Source organism: Stenotrophomonas maltophilia group sp. vghtpe118, assembly GCF_052605195.1.
In genome coordinates, this window is record NZ_CP199672.1 from 1,474,199 (window position 1) to 1,497,984 (window position 23,786).

Consider the following 23,786-nt stretch of genomic DNA (forward strand, 5'->3'; position numbering starts at 1 on the left):
TGATGTCCTGGGATGCGATCATCATCGGTGGCGGCCACAACGGCCTGGTCTGCGCGGCCTATCTCGCACGCGCTGGCAAGAAGGTGCTGGTGCTGGAACGTCGTGGCGTTCTCGGCGGCGCGGCGGTCACCGAGGAATTCCACCCCGGGTTCCGCAACTCAGTGGCGTCCTACACGGTGTCATTGCTGCAGCCGAAGGTGATCGACGACCTGCAGCTGCATGCGCATGGGCTGCGCATCATCAATCGCCCGGCCAACAACTTCCTGCCATTGCCGGACGGCCGCTACCTGCTGTCCGCACCGGGCCGCACCCAGGCCGGGGTCGCGAAGTTCTCCGAGCGGGATGCACAGCGGCTACCCGAATACGAAGCGCGCCTGGAGATCTTCGCTGATGTGCTGCGCGCCTGGGCCCTGCGCGCGCCGCCGGACCTGGGTGCAGCAGGCGGTTGGCGTGCGCTGCCCGCCCTGTGGCAGATGGGCCGCCTCGGTCGTGAACTGGCCACGCTGGATGCCTCGCTGCGGCAGGAGCTGCTGGACCTTTTCACGCTGTCGGCGGCCGAGTACCTGGACCGCTGGTTCGAAAGCGAGCCGATCAAGGCGCTGTTCGGCTTCGATGGCATCGTCGGCAACTACGCAAGCCCCTATACACCGGGCAGTGCCTACGTACTGCTGCACCACGTGTTCGGCCAGTGCAATGGCATGAAAGGTGCGTGGGGCCATGCGATCGGTGGCATGGGCGCGATCAGCCAGGCCATCGCCACTGCCGCGCGGGAGGCCGGGGCTGAGCTGCGCGTGGATGCCGGTGTGCAACGCCTGCTGATCGAGCAGGGTCGTGTCGTGGGCGTGGCGCTGGCCAACGGCGAAATCCTGCGCGCACGCGCGATGATCGCCAACGTCAATCCAAAGCTGCTGTACGAGCAGATGCTGGCACCGGAGCAGGTACCGGACGCAACGCGCGAACGCATGGCGAACTGGCGCTGCGGTTCCGGCACGTTCCGGATGAATGTCGCGCTGTCGCAGCTGCCGGACTTCCGCGCTCTGCCCGGTCCCGGCGATCACCTCAGCGCCGGCATCATCATGGCCCCAAGCCTGGATTACATGGACCGTGCCTGGCTGGATGCGCGTCGCAATGGCTGGTCACGCGAACCAATCGTGGAAATGCTCATTCCCAGCACGCTGGACGATTCGCTGGCGCCGCCGGGGAAGCACGTCGCCAGCCTGTTCTGCCAGCACGTGGCGCCCGTGCTGCCCGGCGGGCGTCACTGGGATGATCATCGTGAAACGGTGGCCGATCTGATGATCGCCACCGTTGAACGGTATGCGCCGGGTTTCGCTGGCAGCGTACTGGGCCGCCAGGTGCTGTCACCGCTGGATCTGGAGCGCACCTTCGGCCTGATCGGCGGCGACATCTTCCACGGAGCGCTCAGTGCCAACCAGTTGTTCTCGGCACGGCCGATGGTTGGTCAGGCTGGCTATCGTGGTGCCCTGCCCGGCCTTTACCTGTGCGGGTCGGGTACGCATCCCGGCGGTGGCGTGACCGGCGCGCCAGGTCACAATGCGGCGCAGGTGGTGTTGCAGGATCTGTGAGGGCGTGCCGACCAAGGTCGGCACCTACCCGCGTGGGAGAAGGCGTGCCGACCAACGGTCGGCACCTACAGCGTCAAATGATCCTTCGGATCATTTGACGCTGCGCAGATGGTTCGGGCGCTTCGGTGGGCCGGGCGGTCGGCGCTTGTTGAACGGCGGCTGCCCGCGCCAGTAGCGAATCAGCAACCAGCCGAACAGCATGCCGCCGAGGTGCGCGAAGTGGGCCACGCCCGGCTGCCAGCCGGTCATGCCCAGCACCAGTTCGCCCACGCCGAACAGGATCACGAAGGTGCGCGCCTTCATCGGGATTGGTGGGAACAGCAGCATCACCCGCTGGTTCGGGAACAGCATGCCGTAGGCCAGCAGCAGGCCGAACACGCCGCCAGAGGCACCCAGCACCGTGGCCGGGTTCTCCAGCAGCGTACCCACCAGCAGCTGGCAGACACCGGCACCGGCCACGCAGACCAGGTAATACAGCAGGAAGCGCTTCTCGCCCCAGGTCTGCTCCAGTGGCGCACCGAACATGAAGACCGCCAGCATGTTGAAGAACAGGTGGCCGAAGCTGCCATGCAGGAAGCCATAGGTCAGCAGCTGCCAAGGCTGGAAGTTGCCGCCCGGCGAGAACGCATCGAAGCCCTGCTGCAGCGGTTGCAGCATGAACGGCTCAAAGGTCTGCATGCCGAGCAGGAACGGCTGCTGCAGCAGGAACAGGATCGCGTTGGCGATCAGCAGGGCCTTGGTGACGGTTGGCAGTCGCGGGAACATGGGAGCACCGGCATGGAACGACCTCCATCATAGCCGCAGCACCGCGCCTTGTTGGCGACCCGCAGGTCCGGCCTGTTCAGTCGCCAGCGGCGCTCAGCCCGGCCCCCATACGGCAGCATCCAGCGCTACCGCCGGATCGGTCGTGGGCATCTGCACCCGGCCGTTCTCAACCACCACGCCCTCGGCACGCAGCCGCTGCGACTGCTCGCGCCAGCCCGCCGACCCTTCTTCCATGGCGATGCGCCCATCCGAGCGCAGCACGCGGTGCCAGGGCAGGTCCGGGTCGTCGTTCTGGCCCAGGATGCGCGCGGTCAGGCGTGCACGCCCGGGCAGGCCCGCGCGCATCGCCACCTGGCCGTAGCCCATCACCTGCCCCGCCGGGATCGCGCGGATCACCGCCAGGATGCGCGCACGCGCCTGCTCCGGCGTCAGCGCCGCAGGCGGGTCACCAGCAGAACGCCGATCAGCACCAGCACGGTGCCGGCGATCTGTGCCGGCCCCATCGGTTCGTCGAGCAGCCATAGGCTCATCACGATGGTGGAAACAGGGCCCAGCATACCGACCTGTGCGGCCAGCGACGAACCCACGCGCTGCACCGCCAACATGATCGCCAGCACCGGCAGCACCGTGCAGACAGTGGCATTGACCAGCGACAGCCACTGTACCGGCGCCGGTGCCTGCCACAGCAGTGGCAGCGGATGGGTCACCGCGAAATGCAGCAGCACAAGCACGCTGGCCACGCAGCTGGCATAGGCCGTCAGCCGCACTGCACCGATGCGCGCGACCACCTGCCCGCTGCCGAACAGGTACAGCGCGTAGCTGAGCGCACTGCCCAGCACCAGCAGGCTGCCGACGATGATCTGGCCGCCCTCGCGCTGCAGGTCGTGCCCGAAGGCCAGCAGCACGCCGAGGTAACTCAGCACCAGCGCGCCGATCTGCCAGCGTCCCGGCCGCTGGCGCGCCAGCAGCACGTTGATCAGCAGCACCAGGGTCGGGTTCAAGTACAGGATCAGCCGTTCCAGCGTCACGCTGATGTACTGCAGGCCCTGGAAATCGAGCAGGCTGGACAGGTAATAGCCGGTGAAGCCCAGCCACAGCACGCGGGCGCGGTCGGCCCAGGACAGCGGTGTGGCCCGGCGCGCGGCCCACAAGGCCATCAACGCGAACAAGGGCAGCGCCATCAGCATGCGCAGGGCGAGCAGCGTGGTGGCATCCACGCCGTGGCGCAGGCCGAGCTTGACGATGATGGCCTTGCCGGAAGCAGCAATGGCGCCGATCGCAGCCAGGCCGATACCCCCCAGCGCGATGCGGGGGGAAGCCGTAGCGATGCGGGAAGCGGGCGTGGACATCAGGACGACGGCGGGCCGCGCAGAGCGGCCCGGTAAGGCGTGGGGGCGCCCATTGTCGCACGGGCGCCCCCGGTGCCCTGTAGAGCCGAGCCTGCGCTCGGCTTCGCCAAGCCTGGGCGAAAAGCAGCCGAGCGTGGGCTCGGCTCTACAACTGCGGGCTCAGCGCATCAGCACCACTTCCTCGGCCGAGGTCGGGTGGATCGCCACGGTGTCGTCGAACTGGGCCTTGGTTGCGCCCATCTTCACCGCCACCGCGAAGCCCTGCAGGATCTCGTCGGCCGCTTCGCCCAGCAGGTGGATACCCACCACGCGCTCCTCCGGGCCCGCGCAGACCATCTTGAACAGGCTGCGCTGGGTGCCGTTGGCCAGCGCCTGCAGCATCGGGCGGAAACGGCTGTGGTAAACGCTCACCTGGTCAAAACGCGCGCGCGCTTCCTCTTCGCTCATGCCCACTGCACCCAGCGGCGGATGCGAGAACACCACGCTGGCCACGTTCTCGTAATCCATCTTCGATTGCGGACGTCCACCGAACAGGCGGTCCATCAGCCGCCGTGAAGCGGCCACCGCCACCGGGGTCAGGCCGACCTTGCCAGCGATGTCGCCGACCGCGTGCACGCTCGGCACAGAGGTGGTCTGCCATTCGTCCACCTGCACCTGCTGGTGCTCGCCAATGCCGATGCCGAGCGCTTCCAGGCCCAGATCACGGCTGTTGCCGCGGCGGCCGGTGGCAAAGAACACCGCATCGAACACGCTGTCGATCGGGCCGTCATGGCCGAACGCACGCACGCGCTCGCCATCGCGCTGCAGTTCGCGCAGGCGATAGTCGAAGTGGATCCGCACGCCCTGCTGCTTCAGGTTCTCGGCCAGCTGGTCGGTCAGCTCGTAGTCGAAGCGCTCCAGCAACCGCTTGCCCCGCACCAGCAGGCTCACCTTGCTGCCCAGCGCCTGCAGCAACCCGGCCAGTTCCACCGCGATGTAGCCGCCACCAATGATCGCCACCTCGGCCGGTGCCGCACGCAGATCGAAGAAGTCATCGGAAACCAGGCCCAGTTCCGCGCCGGGAATATCCGGACGCAGCGGATGCGCGCCGGTGGCGATCAGGATGTGCTCGGCGCTGTAATGCACGCCGTCACTGCAGGCCACGGTATGCGCATCAAGCAGACGGCCGCGCGCAGGGATGCGCACCACGCCGGTTTCATCCAGGCGCTTGTGGTAGCTGGTGTGGATGTTGGTGATGTAGGCCTGGCGATGGATCACCAGCTCCTTCCACGACAGCGCCGGGCGTGCCTCGACATCGAAGCCCATCGCATTGGCCAGGCCGATGCGCTCGTGCAGGTCGGCCGCCAGCCACATCGCCTTCTTCGGCACGCAGCCAACATTGACACAGGTACCGCCCAGTTCGCCCGGTTCCAGCATCGCCACGCGCTTGCCATGCTGCGCTGCACGGATGGCACCGGCCAGGCCGGCGGAACCGCCGCCAAGGACGATCAGGTCGTAATCATAAGGTGCAGTGCTCATCGGAATCGCTCGGGTCGGTAAGGGGCAGGATCGATCGCTGGCGTGCGGCCGCAGACGAGATCGGCGATCAGCTGGCCGGTGCCGGCGCTCATGCTGATGCCGAGCATGCCATGCCCCGCTGCAAGCCAGACGTGAGGATGCGCGGGCGCGCGGCCGATCGGCACAGCGCATGCGTGCCCATCGCTCACCCCTGCTCCGTGCTGCGCCGCATCGGTGGCCACTGCCGATAGGTCATCGCACGCCATATCCACTCGATCGGGCCGAAGCGGAAATGGCGCAGCCACAGGTGCGAGAAGACCACCTGCGCGGCAAACAGCAGCAGCGCGAACAACAGCTGCACGCTGCGCGGCATCATCTCGAACCTGCCCAGGCCATAGTGGTAGAAGGTCCAGGTACACAGCAGCGACTGACCAAGATAGTGGGTCAGCGCCATGCGCCCGACCGGTGCCAGCCAGGCCAACCGCGCACGCCAATGCACGATCCACGCGAGGTAACCCAGGCACATCGGCAGGCCACCGATCGTCACCAGCGCCATCGCCGCTGTCACCGGCAGGCCGTAGGCACCCGGCGCCAGGTAGGGCTTCCAGGCAATACCCAGCAGCGTGACCACGAGGCCCAGCGGCAGTGCCCCCCAACGCAGCACCGCGTACAGCCGCGGAAAGCGCTCCGGCGTCGCCAACGCGCCGCTGGCGGCGAACCAGCTGCCGATCAGGAACATGCCCAGCACTTCCGGGCCGGTGATCAGCAGCGCGCCCATCGAGGTGCCGAACTCGCTCAGGCGCTGCACAGTGGCCTGCGCCCAGCTGCCCTGCCCGTACACCTGCCGCTGCAGGTCGATGCTCTGCTGCGCCTCGGCAAGCATGCCCCGCACCTCTTCGGCCGAAGCCATCGACACCATCGCGCCCACCAGCAGCATCAGCGCAACGCCGCCCAGATAGACGATTACGCCCATCCACGGCAGCCAGCTGCGCGGCGCCTCGCGGCAGGCCAGCAACGGCAACGAGACCAACGCGTACATCACCAGGATGTCGCCGGACCAGACCAGCAGCGCGTGGCACAGGCCGATCAGCAGCAAGCCAGCACTGCGGCGCAGGTAGAACGGGGTGAAGTCGCGCCCGGCGGCCTCAGCGCGCTGCGCCATCACCGCGAAGCCGGCGCCGAACAGCAGCGAGAACAGGGTGAAGAACTTGCCCTGCACGAACACGTACACAAAGGCATCGGCCCAGTAGTCGATGCCCTGCCAATGTACGTCGATGCCGGTGAAGGCCAGGTCCAGCGGTCCGCTGAAGGCCTCGATGTTCATCAGCAGGATGCCCAGCAGCGCGGCACCGCGCAGCACGTCCAGCACGGCGATGCGTTCGCCGGAAGCGACCGGCTGCAGGGAAGGAGAAGCGGCGTTCACGGGGCGTCCGTCAGGCAGGTCCGCCATTATGCCGCCGGCCCGTACGCCATGGATGGCCGCGCCGTGTTCCAGAAACGCAACGGCCCGCCGAAGCGGGCCGCTGCATCCATCACGATCGCGCTGCGATCAGTGCTGGTGACCACCGTCGCCGTGGACGTGGCCGTGGTCGATCTCTTCCTTGCCGGCTTCGCGCACGTCGACGATCTCGACGTCGAAGTGCAGGTCCTTGCCGGCCATCGGGTGGTTCAGGTCGACGTCGACGACGCTCATGCCGACCTTCTGCACGGTCACCGCACGCGGGCCGAAGTTGGTCTGCAGCACGACCTGCTGGCCCGGGGCCAGCTTGGTGTTGCCGAAGTGCTTCTTCGGCACGCGCTGGGACAGACCTTCACGACGCTCGCCGTAGGCATCGGCCGCCTTGACGTCGACGTTGAAGGTCGCGCCGGCTTCCTTGTCCATCATGGCGTTTTCCAGGCCCGGGATGATGTTGCCGTGGCCGATCAGGATCGCCAGCGGCTCGCCGCGGTCCTTGGACGACTCGATCGGCTCCTGGCCGACTTCGGAAACGGTGTAGTGGAAGCGGACAACGCGGTCTTTTTCGATCTTCATGCGCAACTCTGTCTGGATCTGCCGGAGGCAGGCGGGTTGGGGCGGGTTGTCGCCCGGCGGGGACGCCGCCATCATGACGGCCAATCCAAGGTGGCGCATTATCCGGAGATCATGCACATCACGCCAGTTTCGTCCGGCCCGCGCCGGTTTCTCGCCCCGGCCCTGCTGCTGGCCCTGCCCGTGTTGATGACCGCCTGTGGCGGCGGCAAGGCCACCCGCCCGGCGCCGCCCCCGCCGACGGCGAACTGGCCGAAGACCGTGCCGGACAACCCCGAGGCCGCCAACTCGGTGCTGATGCGGGCCATCAGCCTGGTCGGCACGCCCTACCGCTATGGCGGCAACACCCCGGATTCGGGCTTCGACTGCAGCGGCCTGGTCGCCTATGTCTATCGCGAAATGCTGGACCTGCGACTGCCGCGCACCTCGCGCGACCTGGCCGCCGTACAGGGCCCGAAGATCGATCCGCAGCGCCTGGCCACCGGCGATCTGGTGTTCTTTGGCAGCCGAGGCAGCGTCACCCATGTCGGCATCTATGTAGGTGAGGGGCGTTTCGTGCACGCGCCGAGTACCGGCGGGACGGTACGCCTCGACTCGCTCAGCGGCCCCTACTGGAAAGACCACTACACAGGGGCGAAACGCGTCCTTCGCTAAAATGAACAGGCGATATGTTCAAAACTGTGACGTAAATCACTACTGAAATAACGTTTTACTAACGGAATTTTTAACTTATCGGCGGTTTTACAGGGCATGATGCCCCATCGTTTTTTTCCTGTGACCGACGCGTGACGACTGACGACCTGAAAAGCGAAGGCCAGACTTCCGTATCTTCACGCAGTGCCCGCCCGTTGTTGCTTGGCCTGGCACTGTGCCTGACCAGCCTTCCGGCCTGGTCGCAGACTGCTCCGAACCGTTCCGATGTGCCCCCGGCCCCGGTGGCCGAGAGCGCCGCCCGACCGGCCGCCAAGGCCGAGGCTGCCGCTCCGCAGCGCAGCCGCGTCGATGCCGCCGCCAGCGCCACGCTGGCCGCCCTGCTGCCGCACCTGGCCGCCAACGACACCATTCCGCTGATGGACCGCTCGGCCGTGGTGGCCGGCGACCTCAGCCGCCTGCTCGCCAACTACGACACCAGCAGCGCCGCCAATGGCAGCGTTGTCGGTACCGCCGCCGACAACGGCAAGGTGCAGTCGCTGCTGCGCCGCGCGATGACCCTGCTGGGCACCCCGTACCGTTGGGGTGGCAGCAACCCGGACAGCGGTTTCGACTGCAGCGGCCTGGTCGGTTATGTGTTCCGTTCGGCCCTGGGCATCGAGCTGCCGCGCGTCTCGCGCGAGATGGCCCACGATGACAACGCCGAACTGATCAACGACCGCACCGCGCTGGCTGCCGGTGACCTGGTGTTCTTCGGCCGCAAGGGCCGCGTCGACCATGTCGGCATCTATGTCGGCGACGGCCGCTTCCTGCACGCACCGAGTTCGGGCAAGGACGTGCGCGTGGACACCCTGCTCAGTGGCTACTGGGGCAACAAGTTCATGCAGGCCCGCCGGGTCGACCTCTGACCCGCTGGCGCTACGGCGCCGCCTGACGCGAGAAGCCGCTGCCCTGCAGCGGCTTTTTTGTTGGCAGGAATCCATTGCCCCCCATCCACGCATAGCGTGGATCTACTGGGACCTGCTCGTTGTGCCACCGCCGACCGCCCTGGTAGGTGCCGACCGTTGGTCGGCACTGTGTCTCTCCCTCCACGCATGGCGTGGATCTACGAGGAATGCCCCTTGGCCGGCACCGCGTCGGCCATCCCCAAGCAAAAGGCCCGCCGGTCAGGCGGGCCTTTCATCTCCACGCAACCTCAGCTGCGTGGCGGAGTCGGGTCAGGATCGTCCACGCCCACATTGCTGGACGGATTGTCATACACCGCCTGGTCGAGCAGCCCGGTTTCCTTGGCCACGAGCACCGGCACCAGCATCTGGCCGGTCACATTCGTCATCGTGCGCATCATGTCCAGGATGCGGTCGATGGCATACAGGTAACCGATGGTCTCCAGCGGCAGGTTCGCCGCGCTCAGCACCACCGTGGCCATGATCACCGCAGTACCCGGCACGCCGGCGGTGCCGAAGCTGCCCAGCACCGAGGCGATCAGCACCACCACGTACTGCTCCGGGGTCAGCGGCACGCCGCTGTACTGCGAAATGAACACCGCGCACAGCGCCGGATAGATCGCGCCGCAGCCGTCCATCTTGATGCTGGCGCCCAGCGGCACCGCGAACGAACCGTAGTCCTTGTTCACGCCCAGGTTGTGGGTGATCGAACGCAGCGCCACCGGCATCGCAGCGAAGCTGGACGAGCTGACGAACGCAACCTGCATGCCCGGTGCGGCGCCACGGAAGAACTTCAGCGGGTTCAGGCCGTGCGCCAGCAGCAGCGCGCTGTAGACCACCACGATGTGCAGCGCACAGGCCACGTACAACGCCAGCACGAAATGGCCCAGCGGCAGCAGCTTCTCGAACCCATAGCTGCCGACCAGGCCCGCGATCAGGCCGAAGGTGCCGATCGGGGTGACTTCCAGCACAAAGCGGGTCACCTGGATCATGATGTCGCTCATCTGGCCGACCAGCTTGCGCGCCTCGGTCACCTTCTCGCCCAGCTTGACGATGGCAAAGCCCACCAGGCCGGCGAAGAAGATCACCGGCAGGATCGAGCCGCGACCCGCGGCCAGCACGGTCTCACCGGCCGCGTTGACCTTGGTGCCGATGCCGGACAGCGCATAGAAGACATTGGCCGGCACCACGTCCAGCAGCACCTGCACCACGCTGGGCACTTCGCGCGGCACGTAGTTGCTGGCCATCGACAACTGCAGGCCACCCGCGCCGGGCTGCAGCACCGTACCCACGGCCAGGCCGACACACACTGCCAGCGCGGCGGTGATCACGAACCACAGGAAGGTGCGCCCACTGAGCGCGGCCACGGACTTCTGCCCGTGCAGCGACGAAATCGCGTTGATGACCGCGAAGAACACCAGCGGCACGGCGATCATCTTGATCAGGGTGACGTACAGCTCACCGAGCGGGCCGAACCACGTTTCCGCGGCCGGGCCGAGCGCCCAGCCGGCCAGCGCGCCGAGCACGAAGCCACCGACCACGCGCTGCCAGAACGGAATCCGCAGCCAGGCAGAGACCAGCGTCATAGGCAATCCAGAGGGGAAGGAAGGGATGCTGGCACGATAGCCCAAGGCAGCCCGCAGAACGACCGCCCGGCCGGCAAATCAGTGTGTCATCGGCGTGCCTTGCTGGGGCGGGCATAATGAATGTCCCGTTACAGTTTGTGAGATCCCAGCGTCCATGCGTCGTTCCGTCTCCCTGTTGGCCGCCTGCGCCACCACCCTCCTGCTGGGCGCCTGCGCCAGCACTGCCCCCGCGTCCGCCCCGGCCGGCCTGAAGGTCGCCGTCGATCCCGTCGCCCATCCGGCCGGCGAGACCCCGCAGTGGTGGTACCGCAGCGGTGCCGCCCAGGCTGCGGCCAATGGTGCGATGTCCGGCAAGGCGAAGAACGTCATCCTGTTCCTCGGTGACGGCATGAGCCTGACCACCGTGGCCGCCTCGCGCATCTACGAGGGCCAGCGCAAGGGCGGCTCCGGCGAGGAGAACCTGCTGTCCTGGGAACGCTTCCCGGCCACGGCGTTCAGCAAGACCTACAACACCGATTCGCAGACGCCTGATTCGGCCGGCACCATGACCGCCATCACCACCGGCGTGAAGACCCACATGGGCGCGATCGGCGTCAGTGCCGGAAGCCGCACCGACTGTGCCGACAGCCTGTCCAAGGGCCTGCTGACCTGGCTGCAGCTGGCCGACAGCGCCGGCCTGGCCACCGGCGTGGTATCCACCGCCCGCCTGACCCATGCCACCCCCGCTGCCACCTACGCGCACTCGCCCGAGCGCAACTGGGAAAACGACACCGACCTGACTGAAGCGGCCAAGGCGGCCGGCTGCAAGGACATCGCCCAGCAGCTGCTGTCGACCTCGCGCTATGGGCGCGGTCCGCTTGTCGCCCTTGGTGGCGGCCGTGGTGAGTTCACCACCGTGGAAGAGCGCGACCCGGAATACGACGACAAGGTCGGCCAGCGCCTGGACGGCCGCAGCCTGGTCCAGGAATGGCAGCAGGCGCATCCGCAGGGTGCCTATGTCTGGAACAGCAAGCAGCTGGCCGCAGCCGCAAATGCGCCGGCCATCCTTGGCCTGTTCGAGCCGGACCACATGCGCTACGAGTACGAGCGCCCGCAGGATCCGGGCGGTGAGCCGAGCCTGGCCGAACTGACCGCAGCGGCGATCAAGAACCTTTCAAGGCACCCGGAAGGCTACGTACTGATGATCGAAGGCGCGCGCATCGACCACGCCAACCACAGCGGCAATGCCTACCGTGCACTGACCGAGACCGTGGCGCTGTCCGATGCGGTGCGCGTGGCCAACGAGCTGACCTCGGCCGACGACACCCTGATCATCGTCACCGCCGACCACTCGCACACGCTGAACTTCGTCGGCTACCCGGCACGCGGCAACCCGATCCTGGGCAAGGTGAAGGACAAGGGCGGCGAAGACGGCGCCGGCAAGCTGGACTACGCCCTGGACGGCACCGGCCAGCCGTACACCACGCTGAGCTACGCCAACGGCCCAGGCCACACCGGCAGCAGCAACCAGCAGCCGGCCGGGCCGAAGCGTTACCCGCACAACCCAAGCAGCTTCGAACCGGCCAACGGTCGCCCGAACCTGCGCGAGGTCGACACCGAGCATCCGGACTACATGCAGGAAGCGCTGGTGCCGATGAAGTCCGAATCGCATGGTGGTGAGGACGTCGGCATCTGGGCACGTGGCCCGGGCAGCAAGGCGATCCGCGGCACGCTGGAACAGAACGCGATCTACCACATGATCGTGCAGGCCACCCCGGCCCTGCGCGAACGCCTGTGCCAGGCCGGCACCTGCGATGACAAGGGCGTGCCGGTGCAGTTGCCGGCACCGGCGGCCTTCGAACGCAAGGCCGAGGCAAAGTGATCGCGCGGCAGGCCCGCCCTGCCCCTGCCAGCGGCCGCCTTGCGCGGTCGCTGGCAATGCTTGGCGTGCTGGTCAGTGCCAATGCACAGGCACAGGCACCGGCATGCAAGCTGCTGACCGACGAACACGGGTTGTGGCCGCTCCCCAACTGCGAGGTGGTCGATCACCGGCTGAAGATCAGCGCCGATACGCTGAAGGACCTGAACTACGACGACCACGGCCTGGCCGTGGTGTATGCCGACCAGGGCTTCCACTACGTCGACCGCACGGGCCGCAGCCTGCCGGTGCTGACCTGGGACAACGGCCCGGAAACGCCGCAGGAAGGCCTGCTGCGCGGCCGCGTCGGCAGCCGCGTCGGCTACTTCGACCTGAAGTTCCGCCAGGTGGTGCCCGGCACCTTCGATTTCGCCTGGCCATTCCAGGATGGCGTGGCCGAGGTCTGCAACGGCTGCCGGCGCGGCACGCCGGATGCCGATGGCCACACGCCGATGGAAGGCGGAGAGCGGTTCCGCATCGACCGCTCGGGCCGCCGGGTGAAGTAGGGTTTCGGCAGGGCTGCGCCCTGCACCTGCCGAAGCCAAATCAAGATCAAAAGCGGCTCTGGTTTTCTGTGAGTTGGGCGGGACGGTGTGGCTGGTCAGGACACACCGTAAACCCGTCCATGGGGGCTCGATGGCGCCATCCATGGCGCCAACGGTCCTGCCCACCCACACCGCCCCACCCCCCGACAGATTTCCGGTGACGGTTGGACCATCCACGCCATGCGTGGATCAGATCTGTCAGATATCGAATTGAATCCGGGGTCAGATCCGTTTTCCTGCGGAAAACGGATCTGACCCCATCAACATGTCCAACAGACCGCAGGAAACTGTCGAAGGCGGGGTGGGTCCGGTTGCGGGGGGCGCTGCAAGTACGTCCATGTAAGCTCGGTCGCCGCATCCATGCGGCTCACGCCCCCGCAACCGGACCCACCGCGCCGACGCGCAGGAAACCAGCTTCTGCTGTTGCTTCGGCTCCTGCCGTGGCCGTGGCCTCTGCGGGTGCAGGGCGCAGCCCTGCCGAGCAACCCTATACTTGCCGGCGTGACTGCCTTCCCTGCCCTCGTTCCGCTGGATGCGCCACTGCTGGTGGGCTACAGCGGTGGTGTCGACTCGACCGTGCTGCTGCACTGGCTGTGGCGCTGCGCACAGGCCTCCGGCACGGCGCTGCGTGCGGTGCACGTACACCATGGCCTGCAGGCCGATGCGGACGGCTGGGTGCTGCATTGCCAGCAGCAATGCGCGGCACTGGGCATTGAACTGGCCGTGCATCACGTGCAGATCGACAATCGCGCGGGCCTCGGCCTTGAAGGCGCGGCGCGGCAGGCGCGACGCGCCGCCTTCGCGGCCGAACTGCGCGACGGCGAAACGCTGGCACTGGCGCAGCACCAGGACGATCAGGCCGAGACCTTCCTGCTGCGTGCCCTGCGCGGTTCCGGTATTGACGGCCTGGCGGCGATGTCCGCACACAGCCACATTGGCGGGCATCCGTTATGGCGCCCCCTGCTGCCGGCAACGCGCAACGCGCTGCTCGACTACGCGCGCCAGCACGCGCTGCGCTGGATCGAAGACCCCAGCAATGGCCACGACCACGCCGATCGCAACTTCCTGCGCCTGCAGGTGCTGCCGTTGCTGCGCCAGCGCTGGCCGCATGCGGCTGCGGCATTGGCGGGCAGCGCAATGCACTGCGGGCAGACCCGTGCCCTGCTGGACGAGGAAGACGCCGAGCTGATCGCCCACCTGGAAGTGGCACCACGCGTGCTTTCGCTGCAACTGCTGCGCCAGGTGTCACCGGGGCGTGCCGCGCGCGTGCTGCGCGCCTGGGTGATCGGCCACGGTGCCGCCCCACTGCCGGCCACGGTACTGCAGCAGGGTCTGCACGAACTGCTGCCGGCCGGCAACGATCGCCACGCGCGGGTGCGCTGGCACGAGCATGCCATCCAGCAATGGCGCGATCACGCCTATCTGCTGCCCGCACAGCTGCCATCGCTGCCCCGCGGGTGGCAGGCCGAATGGGATGGGCGTGCCCCCCTGCCGCTGCCCGATGGTGGTCAACTGCGCCTGCGGGGCGCCGCGGCCTTCGAACGCCCGCTTCAGGTCCGTGCGCGCGTGGGCGGCGAGCGCATCGTGCTGCCCGGTCGCCCGCATTCGCATGCTCTGAAGGACTGCCTGCAACGCGAGCACCTGGCCCCCTGGCGGCGCGCCCAGCTGCCGCTGATCTTCGATGGGCCACAGTTGCTCGCTGCCGCCGACGTGGTCATTGCGGCCCCTCTGCAAGCCTGGTTGCAGGCCCAGGATGCTCAGCTGCAGTGGCGTCCCGGCGGCTGGTGAATTGACCCCCGCGCGCAGCCCGTCCACACTTGCCGCATGGCCAAGAAGTCCCCCGAAAACGTCTCCCCGGTCGCCCAGTTCGAGCAGTCGCTCGAATCGCTGGAACAGCTGGTGGAGCAGATGGAAACCGGCGAGCTGAGCTTGGAAGCCTCGCTCAGTGCTTACGAACGCGGCGTCGGTCTGTACCGCCAGTGCCAGCAGGCGCTGGAACAGGCCGAACTGCGCGTGCGCCTGCTCAGCGATCCGGCGCAGCCGGAAACATCCGAGCCTTTCGATCCGCCCAGCCATGACGGCTGAGGTTCTGTTCGCGCGCTGGCGCGACCGTATCGAAAGCCAGCTCGACGCCGCCCTGCCCTCGCCCGCCGAAGCACCGCAGCGCCTGCACCAGGCCATGCGCTATTCGGTGCTGGGCGGTGGCAAACGCATGCGACCGCTGCTTGTGTACGCCAGTGGCCATCTGTTTGGCGCGCAGCCTGAACACCTTGACGCAGCGGCGATGGCCGTCGAGCTCATCCACGCCTATTCGCTGGTGCACGACGACCTGCCGGCGATGGACGATGACGCGCTGCGACGCGGCAAGCCGACCACCCACATCGCCTTCGACGAAGCCACTGCGATCCTGGCCGGTGACGCCCTGCAGACCCGCGCCTTCGGTCTGCTGGCCGATGCGCCGCTGCCGGCCACGCTGCGCGTGGCCTGCCTGCAGACCCTGGCCCACGCCTCCGGCGCTTCCGGCATGTGCGGTGGCCAGGCGCTGGACATCGACGCCACCGGCCAGCAGCAGACGCTGGCGGCACTGACCCGCATGCATGCGCTGAAGACCGGCGCGCTGATCCGCGCGGCAGTGCGCCTGGGCGCGCTGTGCGGCCAGGCCCACGAACCACAGCTGGCCCAGCTGGACGGCTTCGCCGACGCGCTCGGCCTGGCCTTCCAGGTCCGCGATGACATCCTCGATGTCGAAGCCAGTTCCGAACAGCTGGGCAAGACCGCCGGCAAGGACCAGGCGCAGGACAAGAGCACCTTCCCCGCGCTGCTCGGCATGGACGGTGCGAAGGCGCAGCTGCGCGAACTGGCCGCACGCATGCAGGCCACGCTGGCCGACTATGGCGAAGAAGCCGATGCGCTGCGCGCGCTGGCAACACTGGCGGTGGAACGCGATCACTGATCGCTGGCGTGACGTTGGCGCCAAACAGGAACGCCCGGCAATGCCGGGCGTTCCTGTTTGCGCACGCAGACGGTATTACTTGACCAGGCGCAGCGCGAACGGGTAGCGGTAGGCTTCGCCGTTGTTGGCCTTCACAGCGGCGATGATGCAGAACACCAGGTTCAGGATGCCGACGATCGGCGCCAGGATGCCGCCGATGATCACGATGGTCAGCACGATGCAGATCAGCATCGCAATGGTGATGGTGATCTGGAAGTTCAGCGCTTCCTTGGCCTGGTCTGTCACGAAGGACTTGCTGGCGTCATCCTTGTTGATCAGCCAGATGATCAGCGGGCCGATGAACCAGGTGAAGATGCCCAGCAGGTGCGCGGCCAGCGCCATCGTGCGCTGGTCGGCCGGGGCATTGGTGGTTGCCGGCGGCGGCGGGACGTTATCGAATTCACTCACGACAAAACTCCTTTTCATTGGGTGGTCTTGACCCACCAGCACCAAGCTGGATGCGTCAGGCGGGCATAGCTTACGCCATCGATGCCATCAATCATTACCGGCAATGGTCATCCGCCCCAGCAGGATCGAGCCGGTCCGGATGTGCGAGCGCGGGTCGACGTCGCTGCCGACCGCCTCGATGCTGCTGAACATCTCGCGCAGGTTGCCGGCGATGGTGATGCCGTCCACCGGGTACTGGATCTCGCCGTTCTCGACACGGAAGCCGCCGGCGCCGCGCGAATAGTCGCCGGTCACCCCGTTCACACCCTGCCCCATCAGCTCGGTCACCAGCAGGCCGTCACCCATCTGCCGGGCGATCTCTTCGAGCGAGCCGGCATTGGCCGCCAGCTGCAGGTTGTGCACGCCGCCAGCATTGGCGGTGGTCTGCAGGCCCAGCTTGCGCGCCGAATAGCTGCCCAGCACATAGCGCTGCAGCACGCCGTCACGGACCAGCGCCGAAGCACGGGTGGCCACGCCGTCGCCGTCGAAGGCGGCTGAGCGCAGGCCGCGGCGCAGGTGCGGCAGTTCGTCAATCTGCATCCACTCCGGGAACAGGCGCTGGCCGACGCTGTCCAGCAGGAAACTGGCCTGGCGGTACAAGGCGCCGCCGGACACTGCCGACAGCAGGTGGCCAACCAGGCTGCGCGCTACTTCCGGGGCGAACAGCACCGGCATGCTGCCAGTGGCCAACGAACGCGGCTGCAGGCGGGCGATGGTGCGCTCGGCGGCGCGACGGCCGACCAGGCCCACGTCTTCCAGGTCCCCCTGCGCCAGCGCGCTGGTGTACCAGCCATCGCGCTGCATGCCGTCGCCCCGCCCGGCGATCAGCGCGCAACCGATCGAATGGTGGGTGCCGCGCTCACGGCCGAAGAAGCCATGCGAATTGGCGTACACCGACAGGCTCTGCATGCTCGACACGGAAGCGCCATCGGAATTGCGGATCTGCGCATCGGCCTCGCGGCCAGCGGCCTCGCAGGCCAGCGCCAGGTCCACCGCCTCATCGGCCTGCAGCGCCCACGGGTGCCAGCCATCCAGGTCCGGGAAGTCGGTGGCCATCAGTGCGGCCTCGGCCAGGCCGGCGGCCGGGTCATCCTCGGTATGCCGTGCGATCGCGCAGGCCTGCTCGACCGTAGCGGCCAGGCTGGCCTCGTTCAGGTCGCCAGTGCTGGCACTGCCCTTGCGCTGCCCGAAATAGACGGTCACGGCGATGCCACGGTCACGGGTGGACTGCACGGTCTCGACCTCGCCGAGGCGGACATTGACCTCCAGGCCGCGGTCCTCGCTGCAGCTGACCTCGGCCTGGCTGGCGCCCAGCGCGCGGGCGCGGTCGAGCAGCTGCTGGGAGAGGTCGGCCAGCCGTTCCAGCCGGGCCAGGCTGTCGTCGCCGACGGCCACTTCAGGGGCGATCACGTTCAATGCTTTATCCTGTACGGGTTGGGCCCGGCATCACGCCTGGCGACTTTTTTTGAAATCAGGTAGGGACGATGCGCGGACGCGACGAAGAAACCGGTGAATTCCACGACAAGAGCCGCAGCCAGAACCGGCGCGATGCACTCGACGTGCTGGCCCTGGGTGAGAAGCTGGTGTCGCTGACCCCGGCCCAGCTGGCGCGCCTGCCGATTCCGGAAGACCTGCTGCCGCACATCGCCGAGTGCAAGCGCATCACCGCCCACATCGCCCACAAGCGCCAACTGGCGTTCCTGGCCAAGCACATGCGCCGCGAAGAAGAGGCCACGCTGGATGCGATCCGCGATGCGCTCGACGCCAACAGCGAAACCGGCCGCCGCGAAGTGGCGATGATGCACCGTGTGGAAGACTGGCGCGACCGCCTGCTGGCCGAGGGAGACAAGGCGCTGGCCGCTCTGCTCGATGACTATCCGCAGGCCGACCGCCAGCAGCTGCGCACGCTGGTACGCAACGCGCAGGCCGAGAAGGCCAGGAACAAGCCGCCGCGCGCTTACCGCGAGATCTTCCAGGTGCTGCGCGGCCTGATGCTGCCAGCCGCGCTGGGCCTGAAGGCCGGCGCCGAAGACGCCGACCACATCGGGACCGGCGAGGCCGACGAGGACTGAGTCCCCGTCGGCCCGGGCGGTTGCTGTGGCCATCGCCACGCTCAGGCCTGGGTACCGCCGACGGTGATGCCCTCGATCAACAGCGAGGGCTGGCCGACACCCACGGGCACACTCTGCCCGTCCTTGCCGCAGATGCCCACGCCCTCGTCCAGGGCCAGGTCATTGCCGACCATGCGCACCTTCTGCATGGTTTCCGGGCCGTTGCCGATCAGGGTCGCGCCCTTCACCGGCGTGGTGATGCGGCCGTCCTCGATCAGGTAGGCCTCGGTGGCCGAGAACACGTACTTGCCATTGGTGATGTCGACCTGGCCACCACCGAAGTTGACCGCGTACAGGCCCTTCTTCACCGAACGGATCATCTCCTGCGGGTCGTGCTCGCCGGCGCGCATGTAGGTGTTGGTCATGCGTGGCATGGTCAGGTGCGCGAACGATTCACGGCGCCCGTTGCCGGTCGGGGCCATGCCCATCAGCCGCGCATTGAGGCTGTCCTGCATGTAGCCGACCAGGATGCCGTCCTCGATCAGCGGGGTGCACTGGCTGGGGTGGCCTTCGTCGTCGATGTTCAACGAACCGCGGCGGCCGTCGAGGGTGCCGTCGTCGACGATGGTCACCCCCGGTGCCGCCACACGCTCGCCGATGCGGCCGGCGTAGACGCTGGTGCCCTTGCGGTTGAAGTCGCCTTCCAGGCCGTGGCCGACCGCTTCGTGCAGCAGCACGCCCGGCCAACCCGGGCCGAGCACCACCGGCATCATGCCGGCCGGCGCCGGCACCGCTTCCAGGTTCACCAGCGCCTGGCGCAGCGCTTCCTGGGCGAGGGCTTCGGGGCGGCCGCTGGCAAACAGGTCTTCGTAGCCATAGCGGCCACCGCCCCCGGCATAGCCGGACTCGCGACGGCCGTTGTGCTCGACGATCACCTGCACATTCAGGCGTACCAGCGGACGCACATCGGCCGCCAGCACACCGTCGCTGCGGGCGATCAGCACCGTATCGACGCCGCCGGACAGGCTCACCATCACCTGCTTCACGCGCGGGTCGGCGGCACGCAGGTAACCATCCAGGCGCTTGAGCACCTCGACCTTGGCTTCGTTGCCGATACCATCGATCGGGTCCAGCGCCGGGTACAGTGCACGCGCATTGCCGCGCAGCAGCGATCGCCCGGACTGCGCACCGCCCTCACGCGAGATCGCGCGCGCCGACTGCGCCGCCGCCAGCAGCGCGTCGGCATGGATGTCATCGGAGTACGCAAATCCGGTCTTCTCGCCGGAAATCGCACGTACGCCCACGCCCTGCTCGATGGAATGGGCACCGTCCTTGACGATGCCGTCTTCCACGCTCCAGCTCTCGCGGCGGGCGTGCTGGAAATAAAGGTCACCGAAGTCGACACCGGGGCCGAGCAACTGGCCGAAGGTGCGCTCCAGGCCAGCGGTATCCAGGCCGCCGGGGCGCAGCAGGCGGTCTTGGGCAAGCGTCAGGGCGATATCAGTCATGGTCTCGATCTGGGGGTGCGGGGGCGCTCAGGCAAGCCCCGTGAACAGGGAACCGCGCTCAGCGCGAGCGCGGCAGGTCGGTGACGGTCGGCGGAATGGCCGGTGCAGACGCCGGCTCGGGCGGTGATGGGGTCTTGTCGCGGCTGCGCTCGATCACTTCCACCTTAGGTTCCTTCCATGGACCGGTCACCTTGTAGGTTCGGGCGCCAATCTCGCCCAGCGGCTTGGACAATACCGCATTGGTGGCCGCGCCCAGCGCGGCCCCCACCGGGCCGCCGGCCACCGCACCGACCACGGTCAGCAGGTTGCCCGCGCGCGGGTTGACGTCGATGGTCTGGTCGAACCGCTGGTTGCGCAGGTCGGCCTGGCCACGGATGGTGATGTTGGCCGCCGGGCCTTCGATCAGCACCTTGTCGGTGCGCGCCATGCCCTGGCCGAACTGCATGCTGCCGTCGATCTGGTTGAACGCGAAGCCCTTGGAGAAGAAGTCGCGGAAGTCGAACATCAGGCGCCGCGGCAGCTGCGCGACGCTGAGCAGGCCCAGCACGCGGCCGGCGCCTGGCTCCAGCTCCAGCAGCTGGCCATTGCGCGCGTGCAGGTCGAGGCTGCCCTGCAGATTGCCCAGCTGGAAGTCCGACGGGCCTCCGCTCCACGAGGCCTGCAACTGCGCCTGGCCGGAACCGCCGCGCAACTGGCCACCGTAATCAAGATTCTGCATCAACCCACCCAGATCCTCACTGCGCACCTGTGCGGTCAACTCGGTACGGGCACCGCCGGTCCGGCCCAGCCAGCGACCGCTGATGTCGATCTCCTGGTCCGGCGCACGGAAACGCAGCTCATCCACGTTCAGGCCGTTGGCCAGCGGCCGCGTGCGCAGCACCGCCTGGCCCAGCACCACCTTGCCGAACTTCAGGTCGGCAATGTCCAGCGCGAACGGCGGCAGCTTGGCCGGGTCCATGTCGTTGGCACCGGCCTGTACCCGCGCCGGTGCAGCCGGCGCACCCGGTGCCGCCGGCAGTGACTGCCAGTGCACGCGGTCAAGCTGGCCACTGATCGTGCCACCGTCCGCATTGGGGACGGTCAGGCGTCCGGCCAGCGACGGGCCGTCCAGGCGCACATCCAGTGCCTGTGGACCCGGGTGCAGCTGCAGCCGGGTCTGCTCGAACACGCCGCCGATCAGCTTCAACTGGCCGACCTGGACGTCCACCGCTCGCAGCGGCATCGCATCGTCGTCACCGCCGCCCCGCGCCAGGCCGATCCACTCCAGCGCATCCAGGGTCGCGCTGCGGCCATTGACCGTCAGCCCGCTCGGCGGCGGCTCACGATCAACATGATCACTGCCCAACGTGACCTGCACGCCGGTCTGGTTGTTGTGGCTGCGTGCGGCCAGGGCCAGGCGCTGGCCGAAGGCCACATCGATGCGGCCGGCGCCCATCGGCAACTGCGCGGCCACCGTGGTCGCCAGCGCTTCGGCGGCCGGCTTGTCCAGCGGTGCCGGCAGGTCCAGCCGCGTGCCGACCAGATCCGAACTCAACCGCAGTTCACTCGGCGGCGCGGGCGCCCCCGGGGCCACCTTGGGCAGGTTGACCGCGATGGTCCACGCTGAAGTGCCGGTGATGTAGGGCTTGAGCCAGGCCATTTCCGGTGCGCGGTCGATCAGTACGCCCGCATCAAGATGCGCCGTCAGCTTCGATTCGAAGGCCTGCGTGCTGTCGTGCACGTAGCCGCCAGCGCGCAGGCTCAGGCGGCCATCCTGGCCGAGGTGGCGCACCGCCAGTTCGTCGGCGCCGAAGCCGCCATTGCTGTAGCGCGCCTGCCCTCGCATGTTGTCGAAGGCCAGCTGGAAGCGCTTGTCGACCAGCTTCACGCCGGTCAAGTCGACCGTCCCCTGCAGATGACCACCGCCTTCATCGTGGTGCAGCGGCTGCAGCAGATCGAAAGTCACATGTGCCGGACCACTGGCGACCAGGTTGTCCAGGGTATCGCCATAGTCCTTGTGCAACGGGCTCTGGCGCAGCATCGCCAGCAGCTTGCCGGCCTCGCTCGGCGCGTCGGCGCGCACGTACAGCGGCTGGTGGCCGAAGTCCGGAATGCCGGCTTCGAATTTCTGCACCGCCACGCCCGCCAGGTCGCCACGTCCACGCATCTCGAAGCCGGGGCCGATGAAGGCGATATCGGCATCGACCTGGCGCATCAGCGGCCAATCGTGCTGGAAGCGGATGTCGCCATTGCTGATGTGGCCGGTGGCCTCGAAGCGGCCATCGTTGTTGTCGAACGGCCAGTCGTCCAGGTCACCGGTGACCAGGCCGACACCACCACGCACCTGGCCGCCGGCCAGTGCCATGTCCAGCCAGTCGGTGGCGCCCTTGCTCATCTTGGAGTGGATCCAGAAGCGCTTGGCTGCCGTCATCGGCACGTCGTCCAGCTTGGCGGCCAGCTGCAGCCACGGCCGCGTGCCGTCGCCCTGGAACCAGACGCCGCCGCGCACGTCGGCCGCGTAGTCGGTGCCCTCCACGCGCATCGCCGGCGTTCCGATCCGCCAACCGCCGCCCTCGTCGCGCCACCCCACGATCTGTCCGGCCAGATGCAGGTCATGCCGCACGCCAAAGCCGGTCGGCCAATCGAACTGCAGCTGCCGTTGCGGCTGCAGCTGCAGGCTGAAGCCATCGGCATCGCCTTCGAAACGCCCCCCGAGGCCGCGCAGGCCCGGAGAATTGCCGACGCTGGCAAAGCCCAGTGACTGCAGTTCGCCCTGTGCCCGCAACGGGCCATCACGCTCGCCGGCCAACTGCAATCGGCGCATCTCCAACTGCGGCCTGGACAGGAACAGCCAGCGCCGCAGACCCGGTTCAAGGAGATTGCTCAGGGCCAGCCCTCGCAGCGCGGTGCCGGCCTGCACCGCACCGGCGTTCACCCGCAGCTGCTTGCCGATCTGCAGCTGCAGGCCATCGAGCTGCTGTGCGCCATCTTCGGTCTTCAGGCGCAGGCGCGGCACCTGCAACGCCCAGCCATCGGCCTGGCGCTGCCAGCGCAGGCGGGCCTGCAGCCGCTGCAGCTGCAGCTGCGGCGCTGCCACGCCGGGCAGCGGTGCACCGTCGACGCGCACGTCCCGCAGGTCCGAATCGGTGGTCAGCGCGACCGGCGCGAAATCACGCAGGGTCAGCCACAGGTTCAGCTCGCCCTTGCCCTCGCGGAGGCGCACGCCGCCGGCCGCCAGCAAGGGCGACCAGGCATGGAAATCGACCGGGTCGGCGCCGAGCCAGGCCTGGCCGTTGCCGCGCGCACGGTCCACGTCCAGTACCGCCGTCAGCGGCAGCGCTTGCGCATCGGCCCAGGCGCGTACACCCACGCGCAGGCGATCACCATTGACCCGCATGCGCAGGTCGATGCGCGGCAGCGTGGTGTCGATGCCGATCCCCGGCGCGTGCACGCCCAGGCGGCCGCCGATCACCTGCAGCTCGCCGAGCCGGCGCAACGCATCCAGCGGATCCCCCCCGTTGTCGGATTGCGGCAGCCCGCGCACCGACCAGCGTCCGTCGTCGCCCTGCTGCAGGTCCAGGGCCAGGCCACGCAGGCGCAGTTCGGTCAACGAGCGCCCGGGCAGCAGCCCGCTGTACATCGATACCAGCACCTCGGCCTCACCGATCGCCAGGCCCTGCCCGGCACCGATGCGCAGGCCCTTCAGCTGCAGCAGCGGGCCACGACGGGTCCAGGTCGTCTGCAGCTGGTCAAAACGCACCGGCTGGCCAGCCCGCTCGCTCAGCCAGGCGGCGATCCTGTCGGGATGACGCTCGGCCAGCGGCAGCAGTTGGCTGAAGGTGCCCACCAGCAGTGCAAGCCCGACCAGGCCCACCGCACAGGCGGCAATGAAATGACGGCGGATCCTTCGCAGTCGCAGGCGCGGCGGCGCGCTCATCGGCCACCGCCGGCCCGCAGCCG

Annotated in this window: 20 protein-coding genes and 1 pseudogene; 9 read left to right on the plus strand and 12 right to left on the minus strand. The window is 68.0% G+C overall.

Annotated features, from left to right (window positions below; genetic code table 11):
* The first annotated feature begins 2 nt into the window (after positions 1 to 2).
* Positions 3 to 1,586 (plus strand): phytoene desaturase family protein, encoded by a 1,584-nt coding sequence (locus ACUDTM_RS06930; RefSeq protein ID WP_088497840.1) that lies wholly within the window; start codon positions 3 to 5, stop codon positions 1,584 to 1,586.
* A 90-nt stretch (positions 1,587 to 1,676) separates the two neighbouring features.
* Here ACUDTM_RS06930 and ACUDTM_RS06935 read toward each other — a convergent pair whose 3' ends face one another.
* The 7 genes and pseudogenes from ACUDTM_RS06935 to ACUDTM_RS06965 form a co-directional block, all read right to left on the minus strand.
* Positions 1,677 to 2,351, minus strand: coding sequence for a rhomboid family intramembrane serine protease (locus tag ACUDTM_RS06935; protein WP_005410509.1), 675 nt, complete (start codon positions 2,349 to 2,351; stop codon positions 1,677 to 1,679).
* A gap of 93 nt (positions 2,352 to 2,444) precedes the next feature.
* The gene (locus tag ACUDTM_RS06940) at positions 2,445 to 2,873 is read right to left on the minus strand and encodes an MGMT family protein (protein ID WP_404830527.1); all 429 of its coding nucleotides are present in this window, start codon (positions 2,871 to 2,873) and stop codon (positions 2,445 to 2,447) included.
* The gene (locus ACUDTM_RS06945) at positions 2,780 to 3,700 is read right to left on the minus strand and encodes a DMT family transporter (RefSeq protein ID WP_061479639.1); all 921 of its coding nucleotides are present in this window, start codon (positions 3,698 to 3,700) and stop codon (positions 2,780 to 2,782) included. Before ACUDTM_RS06945 ends, ACUDTM_RS06940 begins: the two co-directional genes overlap by 94 nt.
* Positions 3,701 to 3,859: 159 nt before the next feature.
* Entirely contained in the window at positions 3,860 to 5,218 is a 1,359-nt protein-coding gene (gene gorA / locus ACUDTM_RS06950) for a glutathione-disulfide reductase (RefSeq protein ID WP_072168518.1), read from the minus strand.
* A pseudogene (locus ACUDTM_RS06955) lies at positions 5,215 to 5,376 on the minus strand (amino acid dehydrogenase); the annotation flags it as partial. The gene gorA and the pseudogene ACUDTM_RS06955, both read right to left, overlap by 4 nt.
* A 26-nt stretch (positions 5,377 to 5,402) precedes the next feature.
* Positions 5,403 to 6,647, minus strand: a complete 1,245-nt coding sequence (locus tag ACUDTM_RS06960; RefSeq protein WP_088497841.1) for a DUF418 domain-containing protein — start codon at positions 6,645 to 6,647, stop codon at positions 5,403 to 5,405.
* Positions 6,648 to 6,746: 99 nt separating this feature from the next.
* Positions 6,747 to 7,229 carry an FKBP-type peptidyl-prolyl cis-trans isomerase gene (locus ACUDTM_RS06965; protein WP_005418041.1) on the minus strand — a complete coding sequence of 161 codons (483 nt, stop codon included), beginning with the start codon at positions 7,227 to 7,229 and terminating at the stop codon, positions 6,747 to 6,749.
* Positions 7,230 to 7,340: 111 nt separating this feature from the next.
* On the opposite strand from ACUDTM_RS06965, the gene ACUDTM_RS06970 reads away from it, so the two are divergent.
* The gene (locus ACUDTM_RS06970) at positions 7,341 to 7,880 is read left to right on the plus strand and encodes a C40 family peptidase (protein WP_005418044.1); all 540 of its coding nucleotides are present in this window, start codon (positions 7,341 to 7,343) and stop codon (positions 7,878 to 7,880) included.
* Between the two features lie 131 nt (positions 7,881 to 8,011).
* A complete protein-coding gene (locus tag ACUDTM_RS06975) occupies positions 8,012 to 8,785 on the plus strand; it encodes a C40 family peptidase (RefSeq protein WP_053497133.1) in 774 nt (257 codons plus the stop codon).
* A 287-nt stretch (positions 8,786 to 9,072) separates the two neighbouring features.
* On the opposite strand, the gene ACUDTM_RS06980 is transcribed toward ACUDTM_RS06975, so the two are convergent.
* Positions 9,073 to 10,407, minus strand: coding sequence for a dicarboxylate/amino acid:cation symporter (locus ACUDTM_RS06980; RefSeq protein ID WP_072168520.1), 1,335 nt, complete (start codon positions 10,405 to 10,407; stop codon positions 9,073 to 9,075).
* A gap of 154 nt (positions 10,408 to 10,561) precedes the next feature.
* Between ACUDTM_RS06980 and ACUDTM_RS06985 the strand changes: the two genes are divergently transcribed.
* From ACUDTM_RS06985 to ACUDTM_RS07005, 5 genes are all read left to right on the plus strand, one after another.
* Positions 10,562 to 12,268 (plus strand): alkaline phosphatase, encoded by a 1,707-nt coding sequence (locus tag ACUDTM_RS06985; protein WP_072168521.1) that lies wholly within the window; start codon positions 10,562 to 10,564, stop codon positions 12,266 to 12,268.
* On the plus strand, positions 12,265 to 12,810 hold the full coding sequence (locus ACUDTM_RS06990; protein ID WP_072168522.1) for a WG repeat-containing protein: 546 nt from the start codon (positions 12,265 to 12,267) through the stop codon (positions 12,808 to 12,810). The genes ACUDTM_RS06985 and ACUDTM_RS06990 overlap by 4 nt, the downstream gene beginning before the upstream one ends.
* A gap of 540 nt (positions 12,811 to 13,350) precedes the next feature.
* The gene (tilS, locus tag ACUDTM_RS06995; protein ID WP_172412115.1) at positions 13,351 to 14,637 is read left to right on the plus strand and encodes a tRNA lysidine(34) synthetase TilS; all 1,287 of its coding nucleotides are present in this window, start codon (positions 13,351 to 13,353) and stop codon (positions 14,635 to 14,637) included.
* 36 nt (positions 14,638 to 14,673) lie between these two features.
* Positions 14,674 to 14,934, plus strand: coding sequence for an exodeoxyribonuclease VII small subunit (locus tag ACUDTM_RS07000; RefSeq protein WP_072168524.1), 261 nt, complete (start codon positions 14,674 to 14,676; stop codon positions 14,932 to 14,934).
* The gene (locus tag ACUDTM_RS07005; RefSeq protein ID WP_072168525.1) at positions 14,924 to 15,802 is read left to right on the plus strand and encodes a polyprenyl synthetase family protein; all 879 of its coding nucleotides are present in this window, start codon (positions 14,924 to 14,926) and stop codon (positions 15,800 to 15,802) included. Before ACUDTM_RS07000 ends, ACUDTM_RS07005 begins: the two co-directional genes overlap by 11 nt.
* 75 nt (positions 15,803 to 15,877) lie before the next feature.
* On the opposite strand, the gene ACUDTM_RS07010 is transcribed toward ACUDTM_RS07005, so the two are convergent.
* Both ACUDTM_RS07010 and pmbA read right to left on the minus strand, forming a co-directional pair.
* A complete protein-coding gene (locus tag ACUDTM_RS07010) occupies positions 15,878 to 16,249 on the minus strand; it encodes a DUF4870 domain-containing protein (RefSeq protein WP_005418071.1) in 372 nt (123 codons plus the stop codon).
* Between the two features lie 87 nt (positions 16,250 to 16,336).
* Entirely contained in the window at positions 16,337 to 17,704 is a 1,368-nt protein-coding gene (pmbA, locus tag ACUDTM_RS07015; RefSeq protein WP_088496582.1) for a metalloprotease PmbA, read from the minus strand.
* A gap of 68 nt (positions 17,705 to 17,772) precedes the next feature.
* Between pmbA and yjgA the strand changes: the two genes are divergently transcribed.
* A complete protein-coding gene (gene yjgA, locus ACUDTM_RS07020; RefSeq protein ID WP_088496583.1) occupies positions 17,773 to 18,360 on the plus strand; it encodes a ribosome biogenesis factor YjgA in 588 nt (195 codons plus the stop codon).
* Positions 18,361 to 18,401: 41 nt separating this feature from the next.
* Here yjgA and tldD read toward each other — a convergent pair whose 3' ends face one another.
* A complete protein-coding gene (gene tldD, locus ACUDTM_RS07025; protein WP_072168528.1) occupies positions 18,402 to 19,847 on the minus strand; it encodes a metalloprotease TldD in 1,446 nt (481 codons plus the stop codon).
* Positions 19,848 to 19,905: 58 nt separating this feature from the next.
* Positions 19,906 to 23,763: a YhdP family protein gene (locus ACUDTM_RS07030; RefSeq protein WP_088496584.1), complete on the minus strand. Its 3,858-nt coding sequence runs from the start codon at positions 23,761 to 23,763 to the stop codon at positions 19,906 to 19,908.
* Positions 23,764 to 23,786 lie beyond the last annotated feature (23 nt).